Source organism: Xylanibacter sp. (assembly GCF_057607445.1).
Genome location: NZ_DBLZAX010000011.1, coordinates 77109 through 100566 on the forward strand (window position 1 = coordinate 77109; position 23458 = coordinate 100566).

Annotated in this window: 18 protein-coding genes; 6 read left to right on the forward strand and 12 right to left on the reverse strand. The window is 34.7% G+C overall.

What is annotated here, in order from left to right; genetic code table 11:
• Window positions 1–112: 112 nt before the first annotated feature.
• Window positions 113–2107 carry a helix-hairpin-helix domain-containing protein gene (locus ACZMIG_RS09805; RefSeq protein ID WP_487889486.1) on the forward strand — a complete coding sequence of 665 codons (1995 nt, stop codon included), beginning with the start codon at window positions 113–115 and terminating at the stop codon, window positions 2105–2107.
• Between the two features lie 282 nt (window positions 2108–2389).
• On the opposite strand, the gene nudC is transcribed toward ACZMIG_RS09805, so the two are convergent.
• The 7 genes from nudC to ACZMIG_RS09840 all read right to left on the reverse strand — a co-directional run bounded on the left by nudC (window position 2390) and on the right by ACZMIG_RS09840 (window position 10471).
• Window positions 2390–3166 carry an NAD(+) diphosphatase gene (gene nudC, locus ACZMIG_RS09810; RefSeq protein WP_021854917.1) on the reverse strand — a complete coding sequence of 259 codons (777 nt, stop codon included), beginning with the start codon at window positions 3164–3166 and terminating at the stop codon, window positions 2390–2392.
• Window positions 3167–3198: 32 nt separating this feature from the next.
• Window positions 3199–4935 carry a bifunctional metallophosphatase/5'-nucleotidase gene (locus tag ACZMIG_RS09815; protein ID WP_418874770.1) on the reverse strand — a complete coding sequence of 579 codons (1737 nt, stop codon included), beginning with the start codon at window positions 4933–4935 and terminating at the stop codon, window positions 3199–3201.
• Between the two features lie 4 nt (window positions 4936–4939).
• On the reverse strand, window positions 4940–6163 hold the full coding sequence (locus ACZMIG_RS09820) for a zinc ribbon domain-containing protein (protein ID WP_302023551.1): 1224 nt from the start codon (window positions 6161–6163) through the stop codon (window positions 4940–4942).
• A gap of 30 nt (window positions 6164–6193) precedes the next feature.
• Window positions 6194–6898 carry a glycoside hydrolase family 25 protein gene (locus tag ACZMIG_RS09825; RefSeq protein ID WP_021854913.1) on the reverse strand — a complete coding sequence of 235 codons (705 nt, stop codon included), beginning with the start codon at window positions 6896–6898 and terminating at the stop codon, window positions 6194–6196.
• A gap of 71 nt (window positions 6899–6969) precedes the next feature.
• Window positions 6970–7797 (reverse strand): hypothetical protein, encoded by an 828-nt coding sequence (locus ACZMIG_RS09830; RefSeq protein WP_021854912.1) that lies wholly within the window; start codon window positions 7795–7797, stop codon window positions 6970–6972.
• A gap of 78 nt (window positions 7798–7875) precedes the next feature.
• Window positions 7876–9372, reverse strand: a complete 1497-nt coding sequence (locus ACZMIG_RS09835) for a UxaA family hydrolase (RefSeq protein WP_021854911.1) — start codon at window positions 9370–9372, stop codon at window positions 7876–7878.
• A gap of 34 nt (window positions 9373–9406) precedes the next feature.
• On the reverse strand, window positions 9407–10471 hold the full coding sequence (locus ACZMIG_RS09840; protein ID WP_021854910.1) for a LacI family DNA-binding transcriptional regulator: 1065 nt from the start codon (window positions 10469–10471) through the stop codon (window positions 9407–9409).
• 200 nt (window positions 10472–10671) lie between these two features.
• On the opposite strand from ACZMIG_RS09840, the gene ACZMIG_RS09845 reads away from it, so the two are divergent.
• From ACZMIG_RS09845 to ACZMIG_RS09865, 5 genes are all read left to right on the forward strand, one after another.
• Entirely contained in the window at window positions 10672–11697 is a 1026-nt protein-coding gene (locus tag ACZMIG_RS09845) for a sugar kinase (protein WP_021854908.1), read from the forward strand.
• Between the two features lie 143 nt (window positions 11698–11840).
• Entirely contained in the window at window positions 11841–12509 is a 669-nt protein-coding gene (locus ACZMIG_RS09850; protein ID WP_418874769.1) for a bifunctional 4-hydroxy-2-oxoglutarate aldolase/2-dehydro-3-deoxy-phosphogluconate aldolase, read from the forward strand.
• A gap of 25 nt (window positions 12510–12534) precedes the next feature.
• Window positions 12535–16029 carry a sensor histidine kinase gene (locus ACZMIG_RS09855; RefSeq protein WP_487889487.1) on the forward strand — a complete coding sequence of 1165 codons (3495 nt, stop codon included), beginning with the start codon at window positions 12535–12537 and terminating at the stop codon, window positions 16027–16029.
• A 13-nt stretch (window positions 16030–16042) separates the two neighbouring features.
• Window positions 16043–16768: a DUF5932 domain-containing protein gene (locus ACZMIG_RS09860; protein ID WP_053398045.1), complete on the forward strand. Its 726-nt coding sequence runs from the start codon at window positions 16043–16045 to the stop codon at window positions 16766–16768.
• A gap of 136 nt (window positions 16769–16904) precedes the next feature.
• Window positions 16905–17399, forward strand: coding sequence for an ABC transporter substrate-binding protein (locus ACZMIG_RS09865; protein ID WP_288949619.1), 495 nt, complete (start codon window positions 16905–16907; stop codon window positions 17397–17399).
• 75 nt (window positions 17400–17474) lie between these two features.
• Here the strand turns inward: ACZMIG_RS09865 and ACZMIG_RS09870 are convergent, their stop codons facing one another.
• From ACZMIG_RS09870 to ACZMIG_RS09890, 5 genes are read right to left on the reverse strand one after another with little or no spacing between them, the layout of a single operon-like run.
• Window positions 17475–18602, reverse strand: a complete 1128-nt coding sequence (locus ACZMIG_RS09870) for a four-carbon acid sugar kinase family protein (protein WP_418874768.1) — start codon at window positions 18600–18602, stop codon at window positions 17475–17477.
• A gap of 10 nt (window positions 18603–18612) precedes the next feature.
• The gene (gene pdxA, locus ACZMIG_RS09875; RefSeq protein WP_418874767.1) at window positions 18613–19662 is read right to left on the reverse strand and encodes a 4-hydroxythreonine-4-phosphate dehydrogenase PdxA; all 1050 of its coding nucleotides are present in this window, start codon (window positions 19660–19662) and stop codon (window positions 18613–18615) included.
• 9 nt (window positions 19663–19671) lie between these two features.
• Window positions 19672–20820 (reverse strand): iron-containing alcohol dehydrogenase, encoded by a 1149-nt coding sequence (locus tag ACZMIG_RS09880; RefSeq protein WP_418874766.1) that lies wholly within the window; start codon window positions 20818–20820, stop codon window positions 19672–19674.
• A 12-nt stretch (window positions 20821–20832) separates the two neighbouring features.
• Window positions 20833–22398, reverse strand: a complete 1566-nt coding sequence (locus tag ACZMIG_RS09885; RefSeq protein WP_302352830.1) for a sodium:solute symporter family protein — start codon at window positions 22396–22398, stop codon at window positions 20833–20835.
• A 29-nt stretch (window positions 22399–22427) separates the two neighbouring features.
• The gene (locus tag ACZMIG_RS09890; protein WP_302024639.1) at window positions 22428–23339 is read right to left on the reverse strand and encodes a dihydrodipicolinate synthase family protein; all 912 of its coding nucleotides are present in this window, start codon (window positions 23337–23339) and stop codon (window positions 22428–22430) included.
• Window positions 23340–23458 lie beyond the last annotated feature (119 nt).

Genomic DNA, 23458 nt, shown 5'->3' on the forward strand with positions numbered 1-23458 from the left:
TTAGCATGATTCGTTTCGTTTTCGTAAAAAATGTGTAACTTTGTAAATATCATATATTGCTTTTACAGAACACATAGATTTAACTTTCAGACTAATTACTTTAAATCTTCTAATGAAAAAACTAATTATATTTATATTTTTGTTTTGCATATCATTGCATATCGACGCTGAGCAGACACATGAATGGGAACAGTTTTTGTACCAGTTAAGTGAACTTGAGGATATAGAGTCTTCATTGTGGGAGTCTTCATTTGAACTTTTGTGTGATCTGGAAGAAAATCCAATAAATATTAATACAGCATCTAGAGAGGATCTGGAGCAGTTTCCTTTTTTGACTGCAAAGGATGTAGAGAATATCAGTGAGTATATTTATCGTTATGGACCAATGAAATCTTTGGGTGAACTCGTAATGATAAAAGATTTGTCATATTATAAGCGTAGGCTTCTTTTTTATTTTACTTATGCTGGAGATACGCATAAAAAGGGCTTTCCGTCTTTTAAAAACATCATAAAATATGGTAAACATGAGGTTGTCGGGACTATAAAAATACCTTTTTATGACAGAAAAGGTGACATAAATGGATATCAGGGCTATAAATATAAACATAGTGTAAGGTATGACTTCGATTATGGAGATTATCTACGATTAGGCTTCCTTGGATCTCAAGATGCCGGAGAGCCGTTTTTTGCAGGCCGAAATAGTATGGGATATGATTTTTATTCATTTTATCTTGTCTTGAAGAAAATGGGGCGTATAAAAACTTTGGCGTTAGGCAGGTACAGACTGCGTTTCGGAATGGGGCTTGTTATGAATAATAACTTTAGTTTTGGCAAGTTGTCAACGCTATCATCCATGGGAAGAGGTGGCAGCAATATAAGGGCTCACTCTTCAACTTCTGACGGAAACTATCTTCAAGGGGCTGCAGGTACATTCACTTTAGCCAAAGGGTTAGATTTAAGTTTATTTGTCTCTTATCGCAAGTTTGATGCTACTTTGAATAAAGGTGACAGTACAATTTCTACAATACTAAATTCTGGTTACCATCGAACCAAGACGGAATTGGATAAGAAAAATAATTCTTCACATTTGCTTTTTGGCGGTAATGTAGATTATCGTTTTGGAGGATTTTATGTAGGGGCAACTGCTGCATACACATCTTTAGATAAAGAGCTTGTGCCTAAAACTACTTCGGTTTATCGCAGATATTATGCTCATGGTAAAGAATTTTATAATGTAGGTGTAAATTATGGTTATACTGGTAGCCGCCTGTCATTCAGTGGAGAGACTGCAACTGGTGGCTGTAAAGCTGTTGCTACGATTAATTCTTTAAGCTATAGCATAACTGATCGTTTGACCATGTTGGCTCTTCAGCGTTTTTATTCATACAAATATTATTCGTTGTTTGCTGAAAGTTTTAATGAGGGTGGGGCTGTGCAGAATGAAAGTGGTATATATTTGGGAATGACATGGCGGCCGTCACAGGCGTTAAACATAATTGCATATATCGATTATGCTTATTTTGCATGGCCTAAGTATCAGGCTTCAAAAAGTTCATGTTCTTTAGATAATACGTTGCAACTGACATATGTTATGCCTAGATGGATATTTTCAGCACGTTATCGGCTTAAAATACGTGAGAAAGACAATAAAGATAAAACGGATTTAATCAATAAAATTGATCATAGAGCACGTTTTTCTGCTGCGTATAGTTTTGAAGCCAGGAAAGCTAAGACGCAGGCTGATCTTGCTTTTTCTTCATACAAAGAAAATAGTTTTGGATGGATGATAACGCAGAATGCCAATTACATATTAAAAAAACGGTTAAACATAAATGTTTCTTTTTCTTATTTTAATACAGACAGTTATGACAGCCGTGTGTATTCTTATGAAAAGGGTATGCTCTATTCATACTATTTCCCGTCATTTTATGGGCATGGTATTCGAGGTTCCTTTTTTGCCAGTTATGATATTTTGAAACAGGTCACATTGTTTGCTAAAGTAGGAACGACAAAATATTTTGACAGAGAAATAATTGGCAGCAGTTATCAGCAGATTAATCATTCTTCTGCCACTGACCTGGAATTACAATTAAGGATAAAATTATGAACTAAATGCAGAGCTGATAAGGCAATTTTCGTGTGTTATTAGGTATCAAAATACCTTGTTGATAAAAGATGAGAACAATGTTAGGGCATTTTAATTCTGATTGTATCAGGTACTCATATTTCATTCTATAAGAGATGGATGCTTTCTGATCCTGATAGTAGATAGGGTGGTACATCTTTGTTACTCTATATTTTGCCCTATACATATAATCTAAATTTGCTGATTTGGCACGACTGATATTTTTATATATCAGGATATAAATTGAAAATTATTTTGTCTGCGTTAAATTTTATCATGATTTTCAATCCAATTATCAATAAGTTTTCTTGCAATAGACAATTTTTCCGGTATTGGTGGAAGATTGTCCATGGTGAACCAGCCACCGGCACCAAGTTCAGAACGTTGTAATTTTATTTCACCACTTTCGTATTCTGCATAAAAGCCAATCATTAGGCCACAAGGGTATGGCCATGGCTGAGATCCGAAATATTTAAGGTTTTTGATTTTTAAACTCGTTTCTTCCGTTACTTCCCTTACGACAGCTTGCTCAAGTGTTTCGCCTGTTTCAACGAATCCGGCAACTAGACCATAATAATTACCTTTAAAGTTGTTTGCATGAACAAGTAATACCTGATCATTTTTGTGTATTAATACGATTATCGCTGTTGCAAGTTGTGGCCATATTTCTTTTCCGCATTTCTCACATTTCTTAGAAATATCAGTATTGAGTTTCATGTGTCCGCCACATACGCCACAGAATTTTGTATTTGAATCCCAATAAAGTATTTCTTCACATTTGCCTGCTTTGAGATATAGTGGTTGGGGCAGTTTATGATATGATGCCCTTAAATTACACATTTCAAACTTATCGTTGTTAATAGGGCCGTCTATTCGATAAGTTTTTACTTCGTAAGATTCCAGTGGAGTTATATTATGGATGGTTGTATCTTTTCCAATTTCAGTAGGAGGATACTCCTGAAAAGGAATCGTATAACTACCGTCTGAATTCTTTTCAAGTAATAAATCTGTGTTATTAAAAACAAACCAATACTTCTTCATAGTTTATAAATTATAATATGGCAATTAATTGATTATCTATTGCCAAAAAGCAGGTCTTTATCGCGTCTTATTGCCGGTATTGCTAGTGATGATGGTACGAATTTCCAGTTGCCGTTTGGTTTAGGATTAACAATTTTAGCATCTTCTATTTCTTTCATGATGTAGTACCTTTGATCATGTTCGCTTTCATATATAATTCTGCCTTTGATGGAATCTTTTGGTATCCCGGCACCACGTGTTAAAAGTTCACCTCCGCCATTGCCTCTATAGCTGTTCATTGCTACGTTATACCATTTGTCCATTATAAAAGGTTCGCCATTTGACATCTGCAATATATGTATCTTATTTCCATAAGGTTTTGTTACATCTACTTCATAGTCAATTCCTGCTGCACTGTCAAAATTGAAGGCAAGATTTTTAAATGTATATTTTTTTATTCCGTTGACGCTATCAATATTCAGCAGCATTATATGGTCATCTTTTGATACCATTGTATTTGTCCATAGGCCATAACTCATTTCAAGGTAATTCTTTATTTCCTTGCCTGTCATTTTTATCGTATATATCTGGTTCTCATATTTGTAGAGGTTAAATAAATCTCCGACAAATACGTCACCAACTTTTATACAGGCATCAAATGACAATGGAGCATTGAATGATACATCGGCATTTGTTACTTTAAGCTGAACGTTTTGGATAAAATCACAAAATGCGTTGCTTCCGAAATATGAGTCACGTGTATATATTGAATTTTTGAAGGTGCCTATTTTCTTATTGACATAGTTGTTTATGCTGTCTATTTCGTCCTTGAAATACTCCATGAATGCAGTATCAACAGGCAGATTTCTTACATCTTTCAGACTTCCTTTTATCTGTTTATTTATTATTTGCCCGTTGTTTATTGTTACGTCTATTTCAGCATCGCATATGAAGTATGCATTAGATGAAGGATCCATGCAAAGAACATCATGTCCGTCTTTATTTTTGATTGTTTCAATGTGTTTCTTATGATCATGCCCATATAAAATCAAATCGAAACCAGGTACTTCTTTGGCAATTCTTAAGGAGGCGTCTTCTTCATATTCATCTGTAATTATTCCTCCTTCGGCTCCAGAATGGAAAAGGCCGATTATTATATCAGGGTTTTCCTGCTTCTTCAAATAGGTAGTCCAATATAAAGCACATTCTTTCATTTCTTGAAAAGACATACCTTCCCAAAGTTTTTCGTTAAGCCAGTTGGGAATTGCAGGAGTTATCATGCCAATAATTGCAATCTTTATGCCGTCACGATTTATTATATGGTAAGGCTTAAGATATGGCTTTTCCGTATCTTTTGATATTATATTTGCAGCAAGCATTGGACACTTTACCTCTTTTATCCATTTGTCATATACATTATGACCGGTTTCAATGTCATGATTTCCGATAGTTTGGACATCATAGCCCATATAATTTATGACCGATGCAGCTACATTGGGAAGTTCAGGCTTTACATAATTACAGTAATAGCATGTAGGTTGACCTTGTAAAATGTCACCATTGTCCATCAATATAAGATTAGTACCATAAGTTTTTCTGAGGTCCTTTATGTATGTTGAAACACGTGCTAAAGAACCTTTTGCTGGTTTACGCTCAATGAAGTCATAGGGAAAGAAACATCCATGAACATCACTAGTCTGTATAATTCGGAGTTTTATAGTCTTTTCCTGGCCCATCAATAGTGTATTAAGGCATATAGTAAAGAAACTTATGGCGACTAATCTTAACATATTATTATTCATTTATCCTTGTCATAGACATTTCTGTCATTTTACCGTCAGGATTAATTCTTGCATTAATTTTATACTTATAGTTTGCGCTTGGCTCATCAACTTTCTCAACTTTCTGATTTGCCATGAAATTTACAATATATTCATATTGTTCGTCACCAATCTCTTTCTTTTGTATGTTGTAGTCACCGGAGATACTCCAAACCATATTCTGAACATCTTGTTTATACAATCTGTTCATGAAATAAATGATATCCTGTTTTGTAGCATTTTGCTTACCTAAAAAGTTGATGTTATCATTTATGTTTGAAACGAGATTAACTTCATCGCGCTCGTTAATGCTTACGAAAAAGTTATGGAAGAGATTACTTATTGCTTGTCTTTCTTCCATGCTTACAGTATTTGCTTTAATCTTTTTCAAAGCAATTTGTGCCTCCTCATAATGGTTGCCATCAGAATGGTCTGCCATGTACATCTGATATGCCTCAGAGGTATTTAATTTTAGGCATTGTGCCCAATCAATAGAATCAATTTTGTCCATTGCTTCTTGTTTGTGTGGACTATCAGGATGTTTGCTTAAGTAATCCATCAGTGCTGATTTACTGCCACTTACAATGGCATTTGTCCAATCTTGATCTAATTGCTCAAGTCTTTGCAAATGTGCTTTAATTGAATCAATATGCTCTTGTGGAGCATCTTTAAAGTTATTTAAATATTCTTGTAAAATTGTTGGATCCTCACTGCTTAAGGCAAAATTATATTCTTCCATTTCCTTTTCATTTTGCGCCCTGTTGTAGAAATAGAAGCATACACCTAATGCCAACACTGCTATTATTAACGAAACAATCAGTGTTGTCCTGTTATTTTTTCTTGCTTTAGGAGTGTTGTCGTTGGGAGTCGTATATTGTTCTTGAGGCGTTGTATTCAAACTATTGCTTGACTCGTCTTTTGTAGGAACGATTATACCATTGTCTGACGTTAGATAGCTATTCCTTTCTACATTTGTTGAGTTTTGCTCAACAAGGCTTTGATTGTCATTCTCAATAGGATTATTGCCATTGGAAGGTGATTTGTGACAATGTGGGCAGACAATCTCACTTATTAAATAAATTTCTCCACAATAAGGACATTTTATTATTTTTCCTGCGATTTCTACTCCACAATTGGGGCATACAGGAGCCTTGTCACTAGTTTGATGACCACATTCAGGACATTTAATAATTGCCATTTTTATATTTTTATTTTATATGTTATTTTATTAGAAATGTCTAAACCGTATTTCTCTCATGCTATGACGTCCCATAAATCTGCTCTTGTCAACATATGTGTTGATACCATTTATGCGTCCTTTTGCAGTATATTGCCAAAGAGTATAATCTCTTCCGTCTGCAAGTTTGGGTTCCTCATCAGAATATTGGGCAATCATAAGACAATAATTGTCAATTTTGCCTTGGAGATGTTTGTTGTAGAAATTTGTATATGTATACAATAAGGGCTTTTGGCGATAGGCCTTCTCAACTAAATCGATGAATTTAAATAATGAATCACAAAATTCGTCAGTCTTAAGCCCCCCTGTTGTCTCTATGTCTATCATAGGTATCAGGTCCTGGTCTCCAGGACGGCATTGTGATTTAAAATTTTCGAGTTGCTTAACTAAATCAGTTTTAGGTCGAAAAAAATGGTATGAGCCAACTTTTAAACCATATCTGTGTGCTAATTCGATATTTCTTTCGTATGTTTTGTCTATATGTGTACCGCCTTCTGTCGCTTTTAAATAAACATAGGCCATTTTACTATTTTCACCAATTGTTTCCCAGAAAACGTCTCCTTGATAATGGCTGAGATCTATTCCGTGAATATGTCTGCATGTGTCTTCACATTGAACATAGGTGTTGTAATCTTGTGCAGATATATATTGTGTTAGAGTAAATAGGCTGATAATAATAAAAATGTATTGTTTCATTGTATGATTCCTTATTTTTGGCAAAGATACACTTAATCGTTGGTACAACAAAGAAAATTATAAAATTTTAGTTATTCCTCAATATTTGAAAGACTGTTAAAAATATTAGAGAAAAAGATGCTTGTTGTCTCAAGTGGAAAGAATGAAAAATACTTGAACATACCGGTATTAGGCTTTGGGATATTACAAATCAAGTTATTAATTTCTTTTTGAGTCTCATTCATCTTGTCCTCCGATTTTGCTTTAAGGTTTAGCGGTAATTTTACTTCTCCCGTTTTGATTTTATTTTGGTTATTATAGAATGGGATTTCGCTTGTATCGAAGTTAAAGAACTTAATGAGGTATATACCAACTAAGTTCATTATTTTATTCATCTTTAATGTATTTATCCAATTGTCTATTTTAACGAAATCTATTTTATTACCATATTTTCTTAAATAAATGCCATATTCTACAAGGTCTCTGATGTATGAATTTGCGGATAAAAGATTTTTAATGTTATCAATACTTCTGTTTAAGAATGTTATAGAGTCTACAGATGTATCGATACTATGGATCTCATTATAAATAATTCGATTTAATTTCTTGTTTAAATATGGATTAGAGAATTTATTTATTGTTTTTGTCGACTGTCTGTATTGGGCGTCTTTTGGCGTGATTCTTGTTGTATTGGAATAAATAGTTTCGTTTATAGAGTTTGTGATTTTTGTTGGTATAATATTATTTGATGAGTTATCTGAATAAATTATTCCAGATATGATAAAATCTTCAACATCATTTATTTTAGCAATGTATAATAGTTGATTCCATTTATATTCAGACATTTCTTCAAGTGTACAATATGACTGAAATGCCCCAGTAGATAATAATTTAATGAAATTTCTTATTACAACTTGCATATCTTTTGTGGTTATAACTGCTTTTGCAGTGTTTTTTATTTTTCAGGATGATGCGTTTACATCATCCTGAAAATATGTTTAAAGTGTTACACCATTTTTGAAGATGGATATTTCTCTGTACCCGTTTTTCTCATTGCATGTTTTTTCACCATTGGCAACAGATATTATCTTTTTGATGAACTTGTCCAATAGGGATTTCATATCTGTTCCTTCAACCAATTCCCCTGCATTGAAATCAATCCAATTTGGCTTGTTGTTAAATAGTGTACTATTGGTCGATATTTTCATAGTCGGAATAAATGTACCAAATGGAGTGCCGCGTCCTGTTGTAAATAAAACAATCTGACAGCCTGCAGCAGCTAATGCTGTTGAAGCAACAAGGTCGTTTCCTGGTGCAGACAACAGATTTAGACCGGTAGTTTTTAGTCTGTCGCCATAGCCTAATACACCACTAACAGGGGCTCTTCCACATTTTTGAGTACATCCAAGTGCTTTGTCCTCTAATGTAGATATTCCACCGGCTTTGTTTCCAGGTGAAGGATTCTCACCAACAGGTTCGCCATGGCTCAAGAAATACTCTTTAAAGTCATTAACGAGTTTTACAGTTTGATTAAAGAGGTCTTCATTTTGACATCTGTTCATGAGAATTGTTTCTGCACCAAACATTTCTGGCACTTCTGTAAGTATAGATGTTCCGCCTTGTGCAACAATAAAGTCAGAAAATTCTCCAACAAGCGGATTGGCTGTTATGCCACTTAATCCATCGCTTCCGCCACATTTTAATCCTATACGCAACTTGCTTAACGGACACTCTGTCCTTACATCTTTACTTGCTATGTCGTATAATGAGTGCAGAATTTTCATTCCTTCTTCAACTTCATCTCCTTGAACCTTTTGTACTACAAGGAATTTTATACGACTTTTATCGTAATCGCCTAAAAGTTTTTCAAACTGGTCAGGCTGGTTGTTCTCACATCCCAAGCTTAATATCAGAACAGCTCCGGCATTAGGATGAAGGACAATGTCGCGTAACACTTTTCTGGTGTTTTCATGGTCCTCACTTAATTGTGAACATCCATAATTGTGGTGCCAGGCATGAACGGCGTCAATACCGGCTAATTTTGTTTCTTCAGCCAGCTTTGTCGCTAATTTTTCTGCTATTCCATTTACACATCCTACAGTTGGTACAATCCATACTTCATTTCTTATTCCAACCTCACCATTGGCTCTGACATATCCATTGAATGTTAGATTTTGGTTTTCGATGGGAAGAATTTCATTTACAGGATTATATTCATAAGCAAGTTTACCTGATAAATTCGTTTTTAGATTATTCTCATTAATCCATTCACCAGCCTTTAAATCTTTTTGGGCATGTCCTATAGGATAGCCGTATTTGATGATGTTCTCACCAGCCTTTGTGTCTTGTAAAAGGATTTTATGGCCGACAGGAGTGTCCTGCAAAACGGTTATAGTTTTGCCATTGATGCTTATTTCTTCTCCCTGCTTATAGTCCCTTAGACAAACTACAACAGAATCGGCCGGATTAATTTTAATGAATGAAACTTTTTCCATAAAATGATTTGTTTTATAGTTGTGTAAATTAAGTTTATAATTGTGTGCGTCTATAGAAATCCACGTTCTCTTTAGACAATAATTCTATTGGCATATAGTTTACCGGATCAACCTTCTTTTTTAACACTATTGCCTTAAATAATGTATCGACACAATTGTAGCCCTGCATGAAGGCATGTTGGGCGATGAGGAATGATATCGTTCCTAATCGTAAGCATTTCGCATTTTTTTCAACCATATCATATCCCATTATTTGAACGTCACGTCTATTGGTCTTTAATAAAAATTCACCGACAATATGACCTTTTGAACATAGAGTGATGCAATGGTGTATATGTGGGTTTGATGTAAAGAAATTTTCTAAGATAGAGTCATAATTGTTTTCATCTTCATCCAACGGTAAATCTAACTCAATAATCTTCGTTTGTGGAAAATGGTCCTGCATATAATGTCTGAAACCAACTTCTCTGTTATCTTGTTGCTTACTTTCGACTTTTCCGTTCTTAGTCTGTTTCATAAGCATTATTTCTTTTTCGCCTGATGCTATTAACATGAGCATTTTTGCGGCAAAATATCCACTACAAAAAGAATCCTGACCATAGAATGAAAGTGGCTTTAAATCTGGCATATATGAGTCTAATAATATAAAAGGTATGCCGCGTTCGTGCAATTTTTCCGTAAAACCTTTCGTTGTTTCTAAATCGCTAGGTACAACAATTACCCCATTTGGGTTTGCATTTAGACATTTGGTGTATTCTCTAATAAAAGTAGACGGGTCAAACCTTTTATAGTACATCATTTTCACATCAATGTGAAAATCACGTCTTGCTTCACATGCTTTTGCTGCTCCCTCTTCAATTTCTTCCCAATAAGCTTCTGATTTGTGTTGAGGGATTATACAATAAAAAGTGTATGACTTGTTGTATGCAAGAGCACTTGCATACATATTCGGTTGGTAATTTATGTTTTTTAAAACAGCTTCAACCTTTTCCCTTGCTGATTTGGATACATTCGGACGGTTATGTAAAACTCTGTCAACGGTTCCAACTGATACACCTGATTTCTCGGCAATGTCTTTAATTCTTATCTTTTCGCTCATATATAAATCCACTTTCAAAGATAAAGTGAAATATTTTCTGCAAAAATAGCAATAAAAACTGAATCGTGCGAAAACACAAAGGCGATTTTTGTGAAAAACACATTTTTTTGTTGTTTTATTTGTTTGGTTTTAATTTAAATATTAATTTTGTGAACTGAAAAAACAAATTATAAATCTATAAACATTCAAAAATTAAAGAAATGGCTAAAGTTGTAACCTTGGGCGAGATAATGCTTCGCCTTTCATCTCCCGGTCAGAAGAGATTTGTTCAATGTGATAATTTTGATGTTGTGTATGGTGGTGGCGAGGCAAACGTTGCTGTTAGTGCTGCGAATTATGGTCATGAGGCTTATTTTGTAACGAAATTACCTAAACATGAAATAGGACAGTGTGCCTTAAATGCATTACGCAGATACGGAGTTAATACACAGTTCATTGCGCGTGGTGGTGATCGTTTAGGTATATATTTCCTTGAAACAGGTGCAAGTATGCGTCCTTCAAAGGTTGTATATGACCGTGCTCACAGTTCTATCGCTGAAGCTGATCCTGAAGATTTCGACTTTGATAAGATAATGGAAGGAGCTCAGTGGTTCCATTGGAGTGGAATTACTCCGGCCATTAGTGACAAGGCTGCAGAACTTACACGTCTTGCTTGTGAGGCTGCAAAACGTCATGGCGTAACTGTTAGTGTGGACCTTAATTTCCGTAAAAAACTTTGGACATCAGAGAAGGCTCAGAGTATAATGAAACCTTTGATGAAGTATGTGGATGTATGTATCGGAAACGAAGAGGATGCACAGTTATGTTTAGGCTTTAAGCCGGATGCAGATGTTGAAGGTGGAAAAACAGATGCTGAAGGATATTATGGCATATTCAAGGGTATGATGGAAGAGTTTGGCTTTAAGTATGTCGTTTCAACTCTTCGTGAGTCTTTATCTGCTACCCATAATGGCTGGAAGGCATTGATTTATAACGGAAAAGAATTTTACCAGAGTAAGCATTATGATATAATGCCTATTATTGATCGTGTTGGTGGTGGTGATTCTTTTGCCGGTGGTCTTATACATGGATTGTTGACATATCCGGAAGATCAGGGTAAGGCATTAGAGTTCGCCGTTGCAGCATCTGCCTTGAAACATACAATTCCGGGCGACTTTAATTTGATGTCAGCAGAGGAGGTTGAAAACCTTGCTGGTGGTGACGCTTCTGGTCGTGTTCAGCGTTGATGCTGGCATGGGTAATGTTTGGACATCTGAAATATATAAACTAAGAAATGCTTTGACAATTTGCGTGTTTAAGGAATAAAACTTTCAAAAGTCCGTATTCCGTATGTTGTTTAAGTGTTATTATAAAACAAAAATAGAATATAATGGCTAAATTTGATAAAATTGCGGTATTGAACAAGATAAGTTCAACTGGAATGGTACCAGTCTTTTATCATAAGGATGTAAAAATAGCAAAAAAAGTTATAAAAGCATGTTATGATGGAGGCGTTCGTGCTTTTGAATTCACCAATCGTGGTGATTTTGCTCACGAGGTGTTTGGTGAAGTAGTTAAGTTTGCTGCCGTTGAATGTCCTGAACTTGCTTTAGGTGTCGGTTCAGTTGTTGATCCCGCAACAGCAGCATTGTATATCCAACTTGGTGCTAATTTTGTAGTTGGCCCGTTGTTTAATCCGGAAATTGCTAAGGTTTGTAACCGTCGCTTAGTTCCTTATACTCCTGGATGCGGAAGTGTTTCAGAAGTAGGCTTTGCTCAGGAATTAGGCTGTGATTTATGTAAAGTATTCCCAGGTGACGTTTTAGGACCAAAATTGGTTAAGGGAATGTTGGCTCCTATGCCTTGGTCTAAATTGATGGTAACCGGTGGCGTTTCTCCTGATGAGGAAAATCTTAATTCATGGATTAAATCAGGCGTGTTCTGTGTGGGAATGGGTTCTAAGTTATTCCCGAAAGATGTTATTGCTGCAGGTAATTGGCAAGCTATTACGGATAAGTGTAAAGAAGCTTTAGGGTATATTGCTAAGGCTCGCGGATAATAAATACGTATTAAAAGGCTCGATTGTGCTTCTTGGCATATTGAGCCTTTTATTTTTTTCAGCTTGTTCTTTTGAAAACGAAAAATCAGAAGTTGACAGGTTGAATGATATATCTTATGTATATCATTACAAGGACTTGGATTCAACTTATTATTATGCCAATAAGGCATTAAGTTTGTCGAAAGGAAATTCTTCTGCATGCGCAGAGGCATATAATAATTTGGCTTTTTTTCATATTTCAAAAATGAATTATGAAAAAGCATATGATTTTCTTGATAGCGTTACTTATGTTACAGATAATCAAGTAGAACTTTTAATTGCTGATATTCAGCGTATGAGATTGTGTCAGCGAGAATCAGAAAATAAAAAGTTTTACGATTTTCGTGAACGTGCTCAAGCCAGATTAAAGCGAATAAACGAAGAAAAAAAATCTTTACCAGAACGCTTGTCAAGGCGTCTTAATTATGCTGAATCAGAGTTTCTGATAGTTAGTTCTACTTATTACTATTATTTGGGACTTGTTGATAAGGCTAAGCATGCCATATTGCAAATAGACTCTATAACTGAAATATATAAGGATACAGCTCAATATATAAATTATTTATATCAATTAGGGAGCGGCGGATTGATAGAAGGAAAAACACAGTATGATGTTTCTCAAAAAGAATTCGAGTATTTGTTTAAATGTTATTTGTATGCTAAGAAAGGAAAATACAAGTACTGGGAAGCAAACTCTTTGCAAGCGTTAAGTGAACATCTTATAGATAAAGACAATCGAACGTGGTTGTCTTTAAATAATAAATTGGCAATAAACTATCTTAATATTGATAATATGCCTGATAGTTTGTTGGCCGGAAATTTAGCACAAAGAGCATTATCATTATTTGTTAGTTATGGAGATGTATATCAAATTGCAGGAGCATACCGTACTTTGGCTTTTTGTTATTGGACTGTGTGTGATTATACATCTTCTTTGATCTGTTTGGAAAATGCATTGGCAGAGCCTTTGATAAACCAAGCACCTGATTTAGTCGCTAGTATCTGTGAACAATTGAGTTTGGCTTATTCTGCGATTGATGATAAGAATAATAGTGATATTTATCGTAATAAATATCTTGATTTACGAGAAGAAACGCGACAAGATCGGCAATTAGAAGCTCGTGCTGAACAATTGGAAAAAACATCAATGCAACTTAATGTCCTTATAGTATTCATAATCTGTTTAATATGTGTTGTTATTGCATTGTTTTTTATTCTTAATAGTTTAAGAAAAAAGCGAGATAAAAAATTTTATATTGACGATTTGTTAAAACCTTTACAGGAATGGAATAAGTTGAATTATAAGTATTTAAATAATCTTGATGAAAGTTATGAAGAGGTTGAAGAACAATTGAATTTATGTCGTTTGAGTGTAGAAAAAGCTAAAAGGAGAAACGTGGACAATCGTTCTAAGGTTTTTCTTGTTAATAATGTATTGCCTTATATTGATCGAATAATAAATGAGATAAAGCGGATAGAGATGTCTGTAGAATCAGATGAAATAAGGCGAGAAAGGTATTGTTATGTTAAAGAATTGATTGATAGAATCAATGAATATAATGATGTACTTACTCATTGGATTCAACTTCAACAAGGTCAGCTTTCTTTGCATATTGAAAGCTTTAAGTTACAGGATGTTTTTAATGTCTTGCTAAAATCAACTGCTTCTTTTCAACTGAAAGGTATAAAATTAGAAGTTCTGTCTTCTTCTGCTGTAGTTAAGGCTGATAAAATAATGACTTTGTTCATGCTTAATACACTTTCTGATAATTCTCGTAAATTTACAAAAGCAGGTGGAATAGTCGTGATTAGTGCAGAAGAAAAAACTGATTACGTTGAAATATCTGTTTCTGATACTGGTGAGGGTATTGATAAGCAAAAGTTGGAGAATTTGTTTGGACACAAAATAAAGAATGGACATGGCTTTGGTCTTATGAATTGTAAAGGTATTATTGACAAGTATCGTAAGACTAGTCAGATATTTAATGTATGTGGTATTTTTGCAGAGAGCGAAATAGGAAAGGGTAGTAGATTTTATTTTCGTTTGCCGTATGGTATTCTACGTGTCTTTTTATTTTTTATAAGCCTTAGTCTGACGATAAATCTTAACGCAGAGGATGTAAAAGAAATAAAAGCAAATACTGTTTTAAAAGTAAAATCAGAATATTTAATAAAAGCAAGTAATTTTGCTGATTCTGCATATTATAGTAATATTAATGGAACATATCAAAAAACGTTGAACTATGCAGATTCTGCAATTTCCTATTTGAATTTATTCTATAAGCAGGCATATTACCAAGGAAAAGACTTGATATCGCTAAAAGGCACAGAGACGGATTTGCCTGCTGATATTATATGGTTTCGTAAGGGGATTAAAACTGATTATGATGTAATTCTAGATATTCGTAACGAATGTGCAGTCGCTTCTTTGGCATTACATAAATGGGATTTGTATGTATATAATAATAAAATTTATACTCAACTATTTAAAGAAATGTCTGCAGATAGAGGTTTGGCTGAATATTGTCTTACAATGCAGCGTTCGAAAACAAATAAAGTAATAGCAGTCATATTTCTTATTATATTATTAATTTCTGCTGCGGGATTATATTATTTGTTATATTATCGCCATGTCTTATATTATCGTTTTTGTGTAGACAAAATTAATGATATTAATAAACTTCTTTTTTCTGATAAATCTATTTCGCAAAAGATTTCAACTATCTCAGAAGTTGATGTTTCAAGATATCCTCATTCGTTACAAAAAGTGATAGGGCAGATAAAAAGTGTTTTGGATAACTCGATTGACTTGAATGAACGTAAGAAGGCTGATATAGAATATCTTTCAGACGAACTTAATCGGGCTAGATATGAGGATGAAAAACTGTATGTATGTAATAATGTTACAGATAATTGTTTGAGTGCGTTGAAGCATGAAACAATGTATTATCCTTCTCGAATCAGACAGCTTGTTGATGAAGCGGATAAAAATATTCAACCTTTAATTGAAGTTACTGTATATTATAAAGAATTGTATACTCTGTTATGTGAGCAGATACAGCGACAGGTTGATTTAGTATCTTATGAATGCAAACCTGTCTCTTTAAAAGAAATAATCGGTATAGATGAATACGTGTTAGGGGATAGCGTATTGATAAAGTATCTATTTGATATTTTGAAAACTCAATGCGGATGTGTAAATGGTGATGTGATAATTTCCTCTAAAAATAATCAATATATAGTTTTTGATGTTATCTGCCGTAGTTTATCGTCTGATTTGATGAAAACTAATATTGATTTGTTTGTTCCATCAGTAAAAAATATTCCATATTTGATATGTAGACAAATTATACGTGAAAATAGTGAACAGACTAATCTTCATGGATGTGGTATTGTTACAATTTTCGAGGAAAGGGAGAACAAGATGATTTTGCGTATAACTTTGGCTAGGTATATTTGTTCAAATATAAAAACATCTTAAATTAAGAGTTAAAATGAATAGTTTTAAAGTTATTATAGTTGAAGACGTTCCTCTAGAATTAAAAGGAACGGAAGGTATATTAAGAAATGATATACCTGAGGCAGAGATAATAGGTACTGCAGATAGTGAAATTGCGTATTGGCATTTGATTAAGCAGCAATTGCCAAATTTGGTATTGCTTGATTTAGGACTTGGCGGCTCAACAACGGTTGGAGTTGAGATTTGTAGACAAACTAAAGAGTTGTATCCTGATGTTAAAGTCTTGATATTCACTGGCGAAATTCTTAACGAGAAATTATGGGTTGACGCACTTGATGCTGGCTGTGACGGAATTATACTAAAAAGTGGTGAACTTCTTACGCGGGGCGATATTTCTAGTGTAATGAAAGGGCGTAAGTATGTTTTCAATCAGCCAATACTTGAAAAGATTGTTAAACGCTTTAAAGATAGCGTAAGTAAACAAATAATGCGCCAAGAAGCGTTGGTAAATTATGAGATTGATGAATATGATGAGCGTTTTTTGAGACATCTTGCATTAGGATACACGAAAGAACAGATAACGGGATTGCGTGGTATGCCTTTTGGTGTTAAGAGTTTGGAAAAAAGACAGAACGAACTTATTCGCAGACTATTCCCTGATGGTAATGGAGGTGTTGGAATAAATGCAACAAGATTGGTAACCAGAGCGATTGAACTTCATATTCTTGACGTGGATAATATTATACCAGATGATTTATAATTAATGAATTAATTAAATGATGCATCGTAAACAAGTATTGGCTTTATCCGCATTGACATTGTTGTTAATGTTTATTTGTGTGATAGTATTTTCGTGGATTGTCAGTTCTGTTAATCCATCATTACCAATAAGGTCAATGATAAGTGAAGAAGGGGTGCGTCAGTTTATGGGTGGTTTTGCTTATTGTTTGGCATCTCCACTATTAGTGTGGTTAGTCTTGTGCTCAATTGCATGGGGCACATTTAGGTATAGTGGTTTTTGTGATGCTATTTTATGTGTTTATAGGGGGAGGCCCATCACATATAGAGAGAAACATGCATTAATTGTTTCTGCTATATTTTTTATTGTATTTTGTATCGTCATAATTTCTCTGACATTTGTTCCACATGCGGTTCTATTAGGAGTTACAGGTGAATTGTGTCCTAGTGCTTTTACGGCAGGAGCAGTTCCTATATTTGCATTTATTATTATAGTTCTTTCTTTGTCATATGGAATTTCATGTGGTAAGCTTGGTGATTTGTATCAAGTTTATAGAAGTCTTTATGTCGGAATAAAAATGTCAGCCTCATTATGGCCGATTTATATTTTTGTTATGCAACTTTATTTTGCGGTTGTGTTTGTCTTCTTTTGAAAATGAAATCGTATTTGGGGTTTTAGAAAAGATTATAGAAGAATTACAATGTATATCATAGATTTTAATTTGTTACTATTTGTTGGATTTAAATATGTCATTCCAAGAGTAACTGCCAGGTTTTAATATTATTTCGGTTTTATCATAAAGCATACTCACTATACCTGGAGAGTATTCCGTCTTAAATTCCAGGTTGTACCATTTCAAATTTTGAATTATTGAATATGCAGTAGCTCCTCCTTCTATGATGAGTATGTCCGGTTGATGTATTTTAACGAGAGTTCTTGTGGCTTCAGCCATGATACGTTTAAGTCTGACTGCATATTCTTTTCCTCGATTTTCTCTTTTCCCAACATTGAGAATCATTGTTTCATGTTTATCATATAACTTTTTTAGCTTAATAATCCATTTATTTATTCCATGTCCGTTAAATACATCATCAGGCATTACTGCTTCATATCCGTTGTGCTCTGTTATATAAGGTTCATTGGCAAGAGAGTTACTTTGTGTACTTCCGCATACAATTATAATGCGATTCGCATTTGGAATCTTGGCAACTTCTTTTCTTAACGGATAAACATTAAATTCTTTCTTTATTATGCAGTTAAAGAAATCCGCTCCACCGGAAAGTAATGTGTGTTTATGCGCTTTTGATAATTGTATAATGATGTCGTTTTCATTTTGGGCATTTGCAATGTAAATATTATTATCAGATAAAGTAATATCGTCTATATTGAGGATTTTGGCTGAATTATTTAATAATGTATTAACGTTTGATGATAATATTGGATATTCCGGGTCATTCCTGAATTCGGTTTTATCTAATTTATTTTCATAGATGTAATAGATACCATCTTTAATAATTCTCCCCTTAGACGGATTTTGAGGTAACAATAATGCGTTCCTATAATAGGAATATGAGATTATCGTTTTAATTTCTGCTACAATATGGCCACGTAGAACTGAATCTGTCTTTTTGTATATTGTAATAGCTTTATCTTTCAATTTACACATTAAATGTTTGATAGCTTTTACAGAGCCAGACTCAGTATCTGAACGGGTATCAGTAGCAATAATAAGTATATCTGAATGCGGCAGAACATTGGTGATATCAGTTGTAATTATTGTATTTAATCCATATCTTAATGCAATACCTCCAAGTTCTGCTGCACCTGTAATATCGTCTGAAATGACAACAATCATGTTGAAAAATTTATTTCTGATTATTTATTCTTTCCATTGCCATGCGTGATGCATAATTTATTGAAAGCAACATCGCGTCAGGGCTTGCTATATTTTTCCCGGCAACGTCGAACGCTGTTCCATGGTCTACGGAAACACGTATTATTGGCAATCCTAATGTTATGTTGACTCCTTTCGCACTTTCCATTTGGCCTGTTTCTTTATTCCAATTGAAACCTACGACCTTAAATGGAATATGCCCTTGGTCGTGGTACATGGCCACGCATCCGTCGTATTTTCCACATTTTGCTTTTGCAAATAATGTATCTGGTGGAATCGGACCTTCTACATCATATCCTTTTAAACGCAGTTCTTCTATAGCAGGTATGATTTCATTCCTTTCTTCATCACCGAAAAGTCCATTGTCGCTAGCGTGAGGATTAAGACCGGCAATGCCTATTTGGGGATGTGAAATGCCAAATTGTTGACATGCATTATATATTAGCTCGGTGACGTCAATTATGCGTTGTTTTTTCACTAAGTCACATGCTTTTCGAAGTGGTATATGTGTTGATACATGAATTACACGCATAAATTCATCAGCAAGCAGCATGGCATATTTTTTTGTATTCGTAAAATGGGCATATATTTCTGTGTGACCGTCAAAATGGTGTCCTGCCATATTTAGGGATTCTTTATTTAGTGGAGCAGTTACAGTGCCGTCGACGATATTAGCCATAGCAAGTTCAATGGCCTTTTTTACCGAAAAAAATGCAGCATTGCCGCATTGAGCATCTACCTTGCCCTGTTTGAATGTATCCATATTGATACATTTTAAATCATATACGTCTATTGTCCCATAGGTAAATATTGCGTCTTTTATATCATCAATAGCATTAATAGATAAAGATATATTGCATTGTTTGACTGCATATTCCATTATTGACGCGTCACCAATAACAACAGGATTACATTTATTATAGGTCTCTTTAAAAGCAAGAGATTTTATTATTATTTCAGGACCAATACCAGCAGGGTCACCCATTGTTAATGCTAATATTGGCTTTTTGTTCGTATCCATGGTCTTGTTTTATTTGTATAGATTGTTGTAAATATCACATGCGTCTGTTTCTGTAACTTCACGTGGATTATTCTTTAGTAACCTTTGTACTTTCATTGCTGCTTTTGCCATACGGCTTACTGCTTCTTGCGGAATGCCAATTTCTGTAAGTGATGTAGGTATTCCACATTTTATTGAAAGGTTTGTTATATAATCAACTCCATTTAGAGCCGTCTCTTCATCTGTTGTTCCACGTTTTGCACCAAATGCAATTGCTATATCTGCATACTTTTTAGGATTTGCGGTGTAATTAAACTTCATGACAGAAGGTAGCAATATTGCATTTGACAATCCATGTGATATATGAAACTCTCCTCCAAGTGGATATGATAAGGCATGAACAGCAGCTGTATTAACAGGTCCAAGGCATAAACCACCATACATACTTCCTAATGCCATTGCCTCACGTGCTTCAACGTTATTCCCGTCTGTTACAGCTTTAAATATGTTGCTTGCGATTAATTTAATGCCTTGAAGTGCATACATGTCAACTATAGGATGTGCAAACTTGTTTGTATATGCTTCAATGCAATGAGTTAAGGCATCCATACCTGTTTCTGCTGTTATTTTGGCAGGTACGCTCCATGTCAGTTTGGGGTCAATGTATGCCGCATCTGCTATTAAATATGGACTTACAACACCTTTTTTCAAAGAGTCTTTTTCATCAAGTAATATTGCGTTGGGTGATACTTCGCTACCCGTACCGGCTGTAGTCGGCATACACGCAAACCATTTCCCTTTATGGTTAATAAGATCAATGCCGAATAAATCTTCAATTTTTTGATTGCTGTCAATCAATGTGGCAACAAGCTTAGTTATATCAAGAATGCTTCCACCGCCGATGCCAAGAAAACTGTCTGCACCGAATTTTTTTGCTTCTGCCATTAGAACATCAAAGTCTGTTATAGATGGCTCATTGCATATCTTTTCGTAAAACTCAATATGTATGCCGTTTTTATTAAGTCTTTCAACCATATTGGAAATCAAAGGCCTAATTACTGGCATGGTTATAATGAATAGACGGTTAAGACCAAGTTTTAAATAGTCGTTCACAAATTTGTCTATACAATTTGTTCCAAACACAATCTTTTGTGGTTGAAGTAATGTAATTTCTTTCATATATGTAATATGTTATTTTTTATTTTTCTTTTCTTCAAGGTAACCATATATTGTCAGCTCCTTATCTGCAAGAGGTGTCTTGAAAAACAGACTCGCAATATACCCAACGACCAATACAATAAGGTGACTATATACGCCGAGCATATAAGTGTGATGTCTGAAATTCCAATCTTCAAGATCTAAAATTATTCCAGCATCAGGATCGCTGCCAAATTTTGTTGTCGTTAATACTGCATATGCTGTGAATAAGATTGCAGCCGCAATACCTATGTACAATCCTTGCCAATTTGCTCTACGACTGAACAGACCTAGTAGGAATATGCCGACGATGCCTGCAGACAATATTGCATAAAGCCCGAATAATGTACCTAAAACGCCTTCACCTCCCCAGGCTACATATAATAATGCAATTAGGATAGCTCCTATGCCTATTGCAATTACAGATATGCGTCCGACAAGTAATTTTTGCTTGTCTGTAGCTTTTGGGCGAAAACGTGTATAGTAATCTTCTACAACTACAGCTGATATGCAATTAACATCTGCATCCAAACTAGATATCGCTCCTGCAATCAATGCGGAGATTATAAGTCCGGTTATTCCGATTGGCATTTCTGTCGCAATAAAATATGGGAAAATTTCATCACTCTTAATACCTGACGGTAAATCGCCTGCATTTATCTGATAATATGCAAATAAACATGTGCCAACGAACATAAATAAAGCCCATGTCGGTACACTTAGCATAATTCCCAGATATGACGCTTTTTTTGCGCTTTTATCAGTTCTTGCGGTAAGATATCGCTGTACAATACTTTGGTCTGTACCATATTTCTGTATGGCATAGAAGATGCCATTAAACACCATTACAATAAATGTCAATTGTGTGAAATCCCAAGCGTATGGACCGAAATCAATTTTGTGATGTTCTGCAGCTATATTTAATATCGCGGAAGCCCCTCCCTCGGTTAGATGGAATAAAATGACAATAGCCATTATTCCGCCAATGATAAGGAGAAATCCTTGGATGACGTCCATCCATATTATAGCTTCCATGCCGCCGAAGTATGTAAGAATAATAACTGCAATACCAATACTAATGATAAACCAAGTGATATTTATTCCGCCAGAAAAAGCAACCATGGCCATGGCTAGTAGATATAGTATGGTTCCCATTTTAGAAAAATGTTCCAACACAAATGCTATAGAACTATAGAATCGAGCAAATGCTCCAAAACGTCTTTCAAAGTATTCGTATGTGCTAAGTTTTATTACTCTTCTGTATAATGGAACGATAAAGCCTATTACCCCAAGTAAAACCAATGGAACCATCAGGCCTTGTACTAATAAAATCCAATTTCCTGAATATGCGCTTCCTGGGTATGCTAAAAATGTTACACTACTTATGATTGTCGCAAACATAGACATACCGACAGCCCATGCAGGTATGTTGCCGCTTGCAGCAAAATAAGCTTCTGTTGAGTTTTGTCTTTTTGCAAAATAAATGCCAACACCTATGGCAAGCAATACGGATGCGATCACGATTGTTGTGTCAATCCAGTGTAGACCTTCGTAATTCATGGTATGTTTTTTAAGGTTAGTATTACATGTTATTTGTATTTATTAATGATATCCCTGACTTTATTTTGAATGTTTATTACAGTTTCTTCTTCAAGCTCTGTAAGGGGAGGTAGCATATATGTCTCACAAAGTCCATACATCTTCATTATAACTTTTAAACCTGCAAGGGATTCGCCAAGTGTAAGATTGTCGGTATTGATTTTTCCAATTTCAATTGTTTTAGCTTGTAGATCATCTGCAATTTCTGTGTTTCCGCTTATTCCGGCTTCAAACAAGTCATTATATATCTTAGGCAAATAATTACCTACGCTTGGCACAATGCCGTCTGCTCCTAGTGACAGAGCTTTTGCAGAATTAGCTGCGCATCCACAGAAGTATGCAAAATCTTCGCGGTCAGAGAATAGTGTTAACGCCTCTTCCATGCGTTGAATGTTGTTTTCAGAGTCTTTTAATCCAACAATGTTGGGATGATGGCTTAGTTTTTCAATAACGTCAAGTGGTATGCTCATGTGGGTCGTTATAGTTATGTTGTATAGCATTAAAGGAGCAGTAAGCGTGTCTGCAAGATTCTTGTAGTATTCATACATTTGTTTCGGTGTTAATGAATAGTAGCATGGTAGTGTGGCTGCAATGACATCTGCACCTGCTTCAATAAACTTTACAGCCGCATCATATTGTTCTGAAATACAATTCCCGGCAAGTCCGGCGTATATTGTTATTCTTCCTGCGGCTGCCTCCGATGCAGCTTTTATCATTTTAACGCCACTTTCAACTGAAACAGAATTACCTTCTCCTGTTGTTCCCATTATCAATGCAGATACATTATATTGAGCAAAATTATTTATAATTCGTTTTACGGCATCAATATCAATTTCGTTATTCTTTGTAATAGGTGTGACCATTGGCACTACAACTCCATGGTATTTGTTTAATGTTTTCATTGGATTTGATTTTAAATTAGTTAATCGTTTGTTATAAATGTGTTTTAAATTTAAGACGGGAAAAAGTAACAATGTAACTTATTTTTGTCATATTATTTTCAGATAATATTATTTTTTCC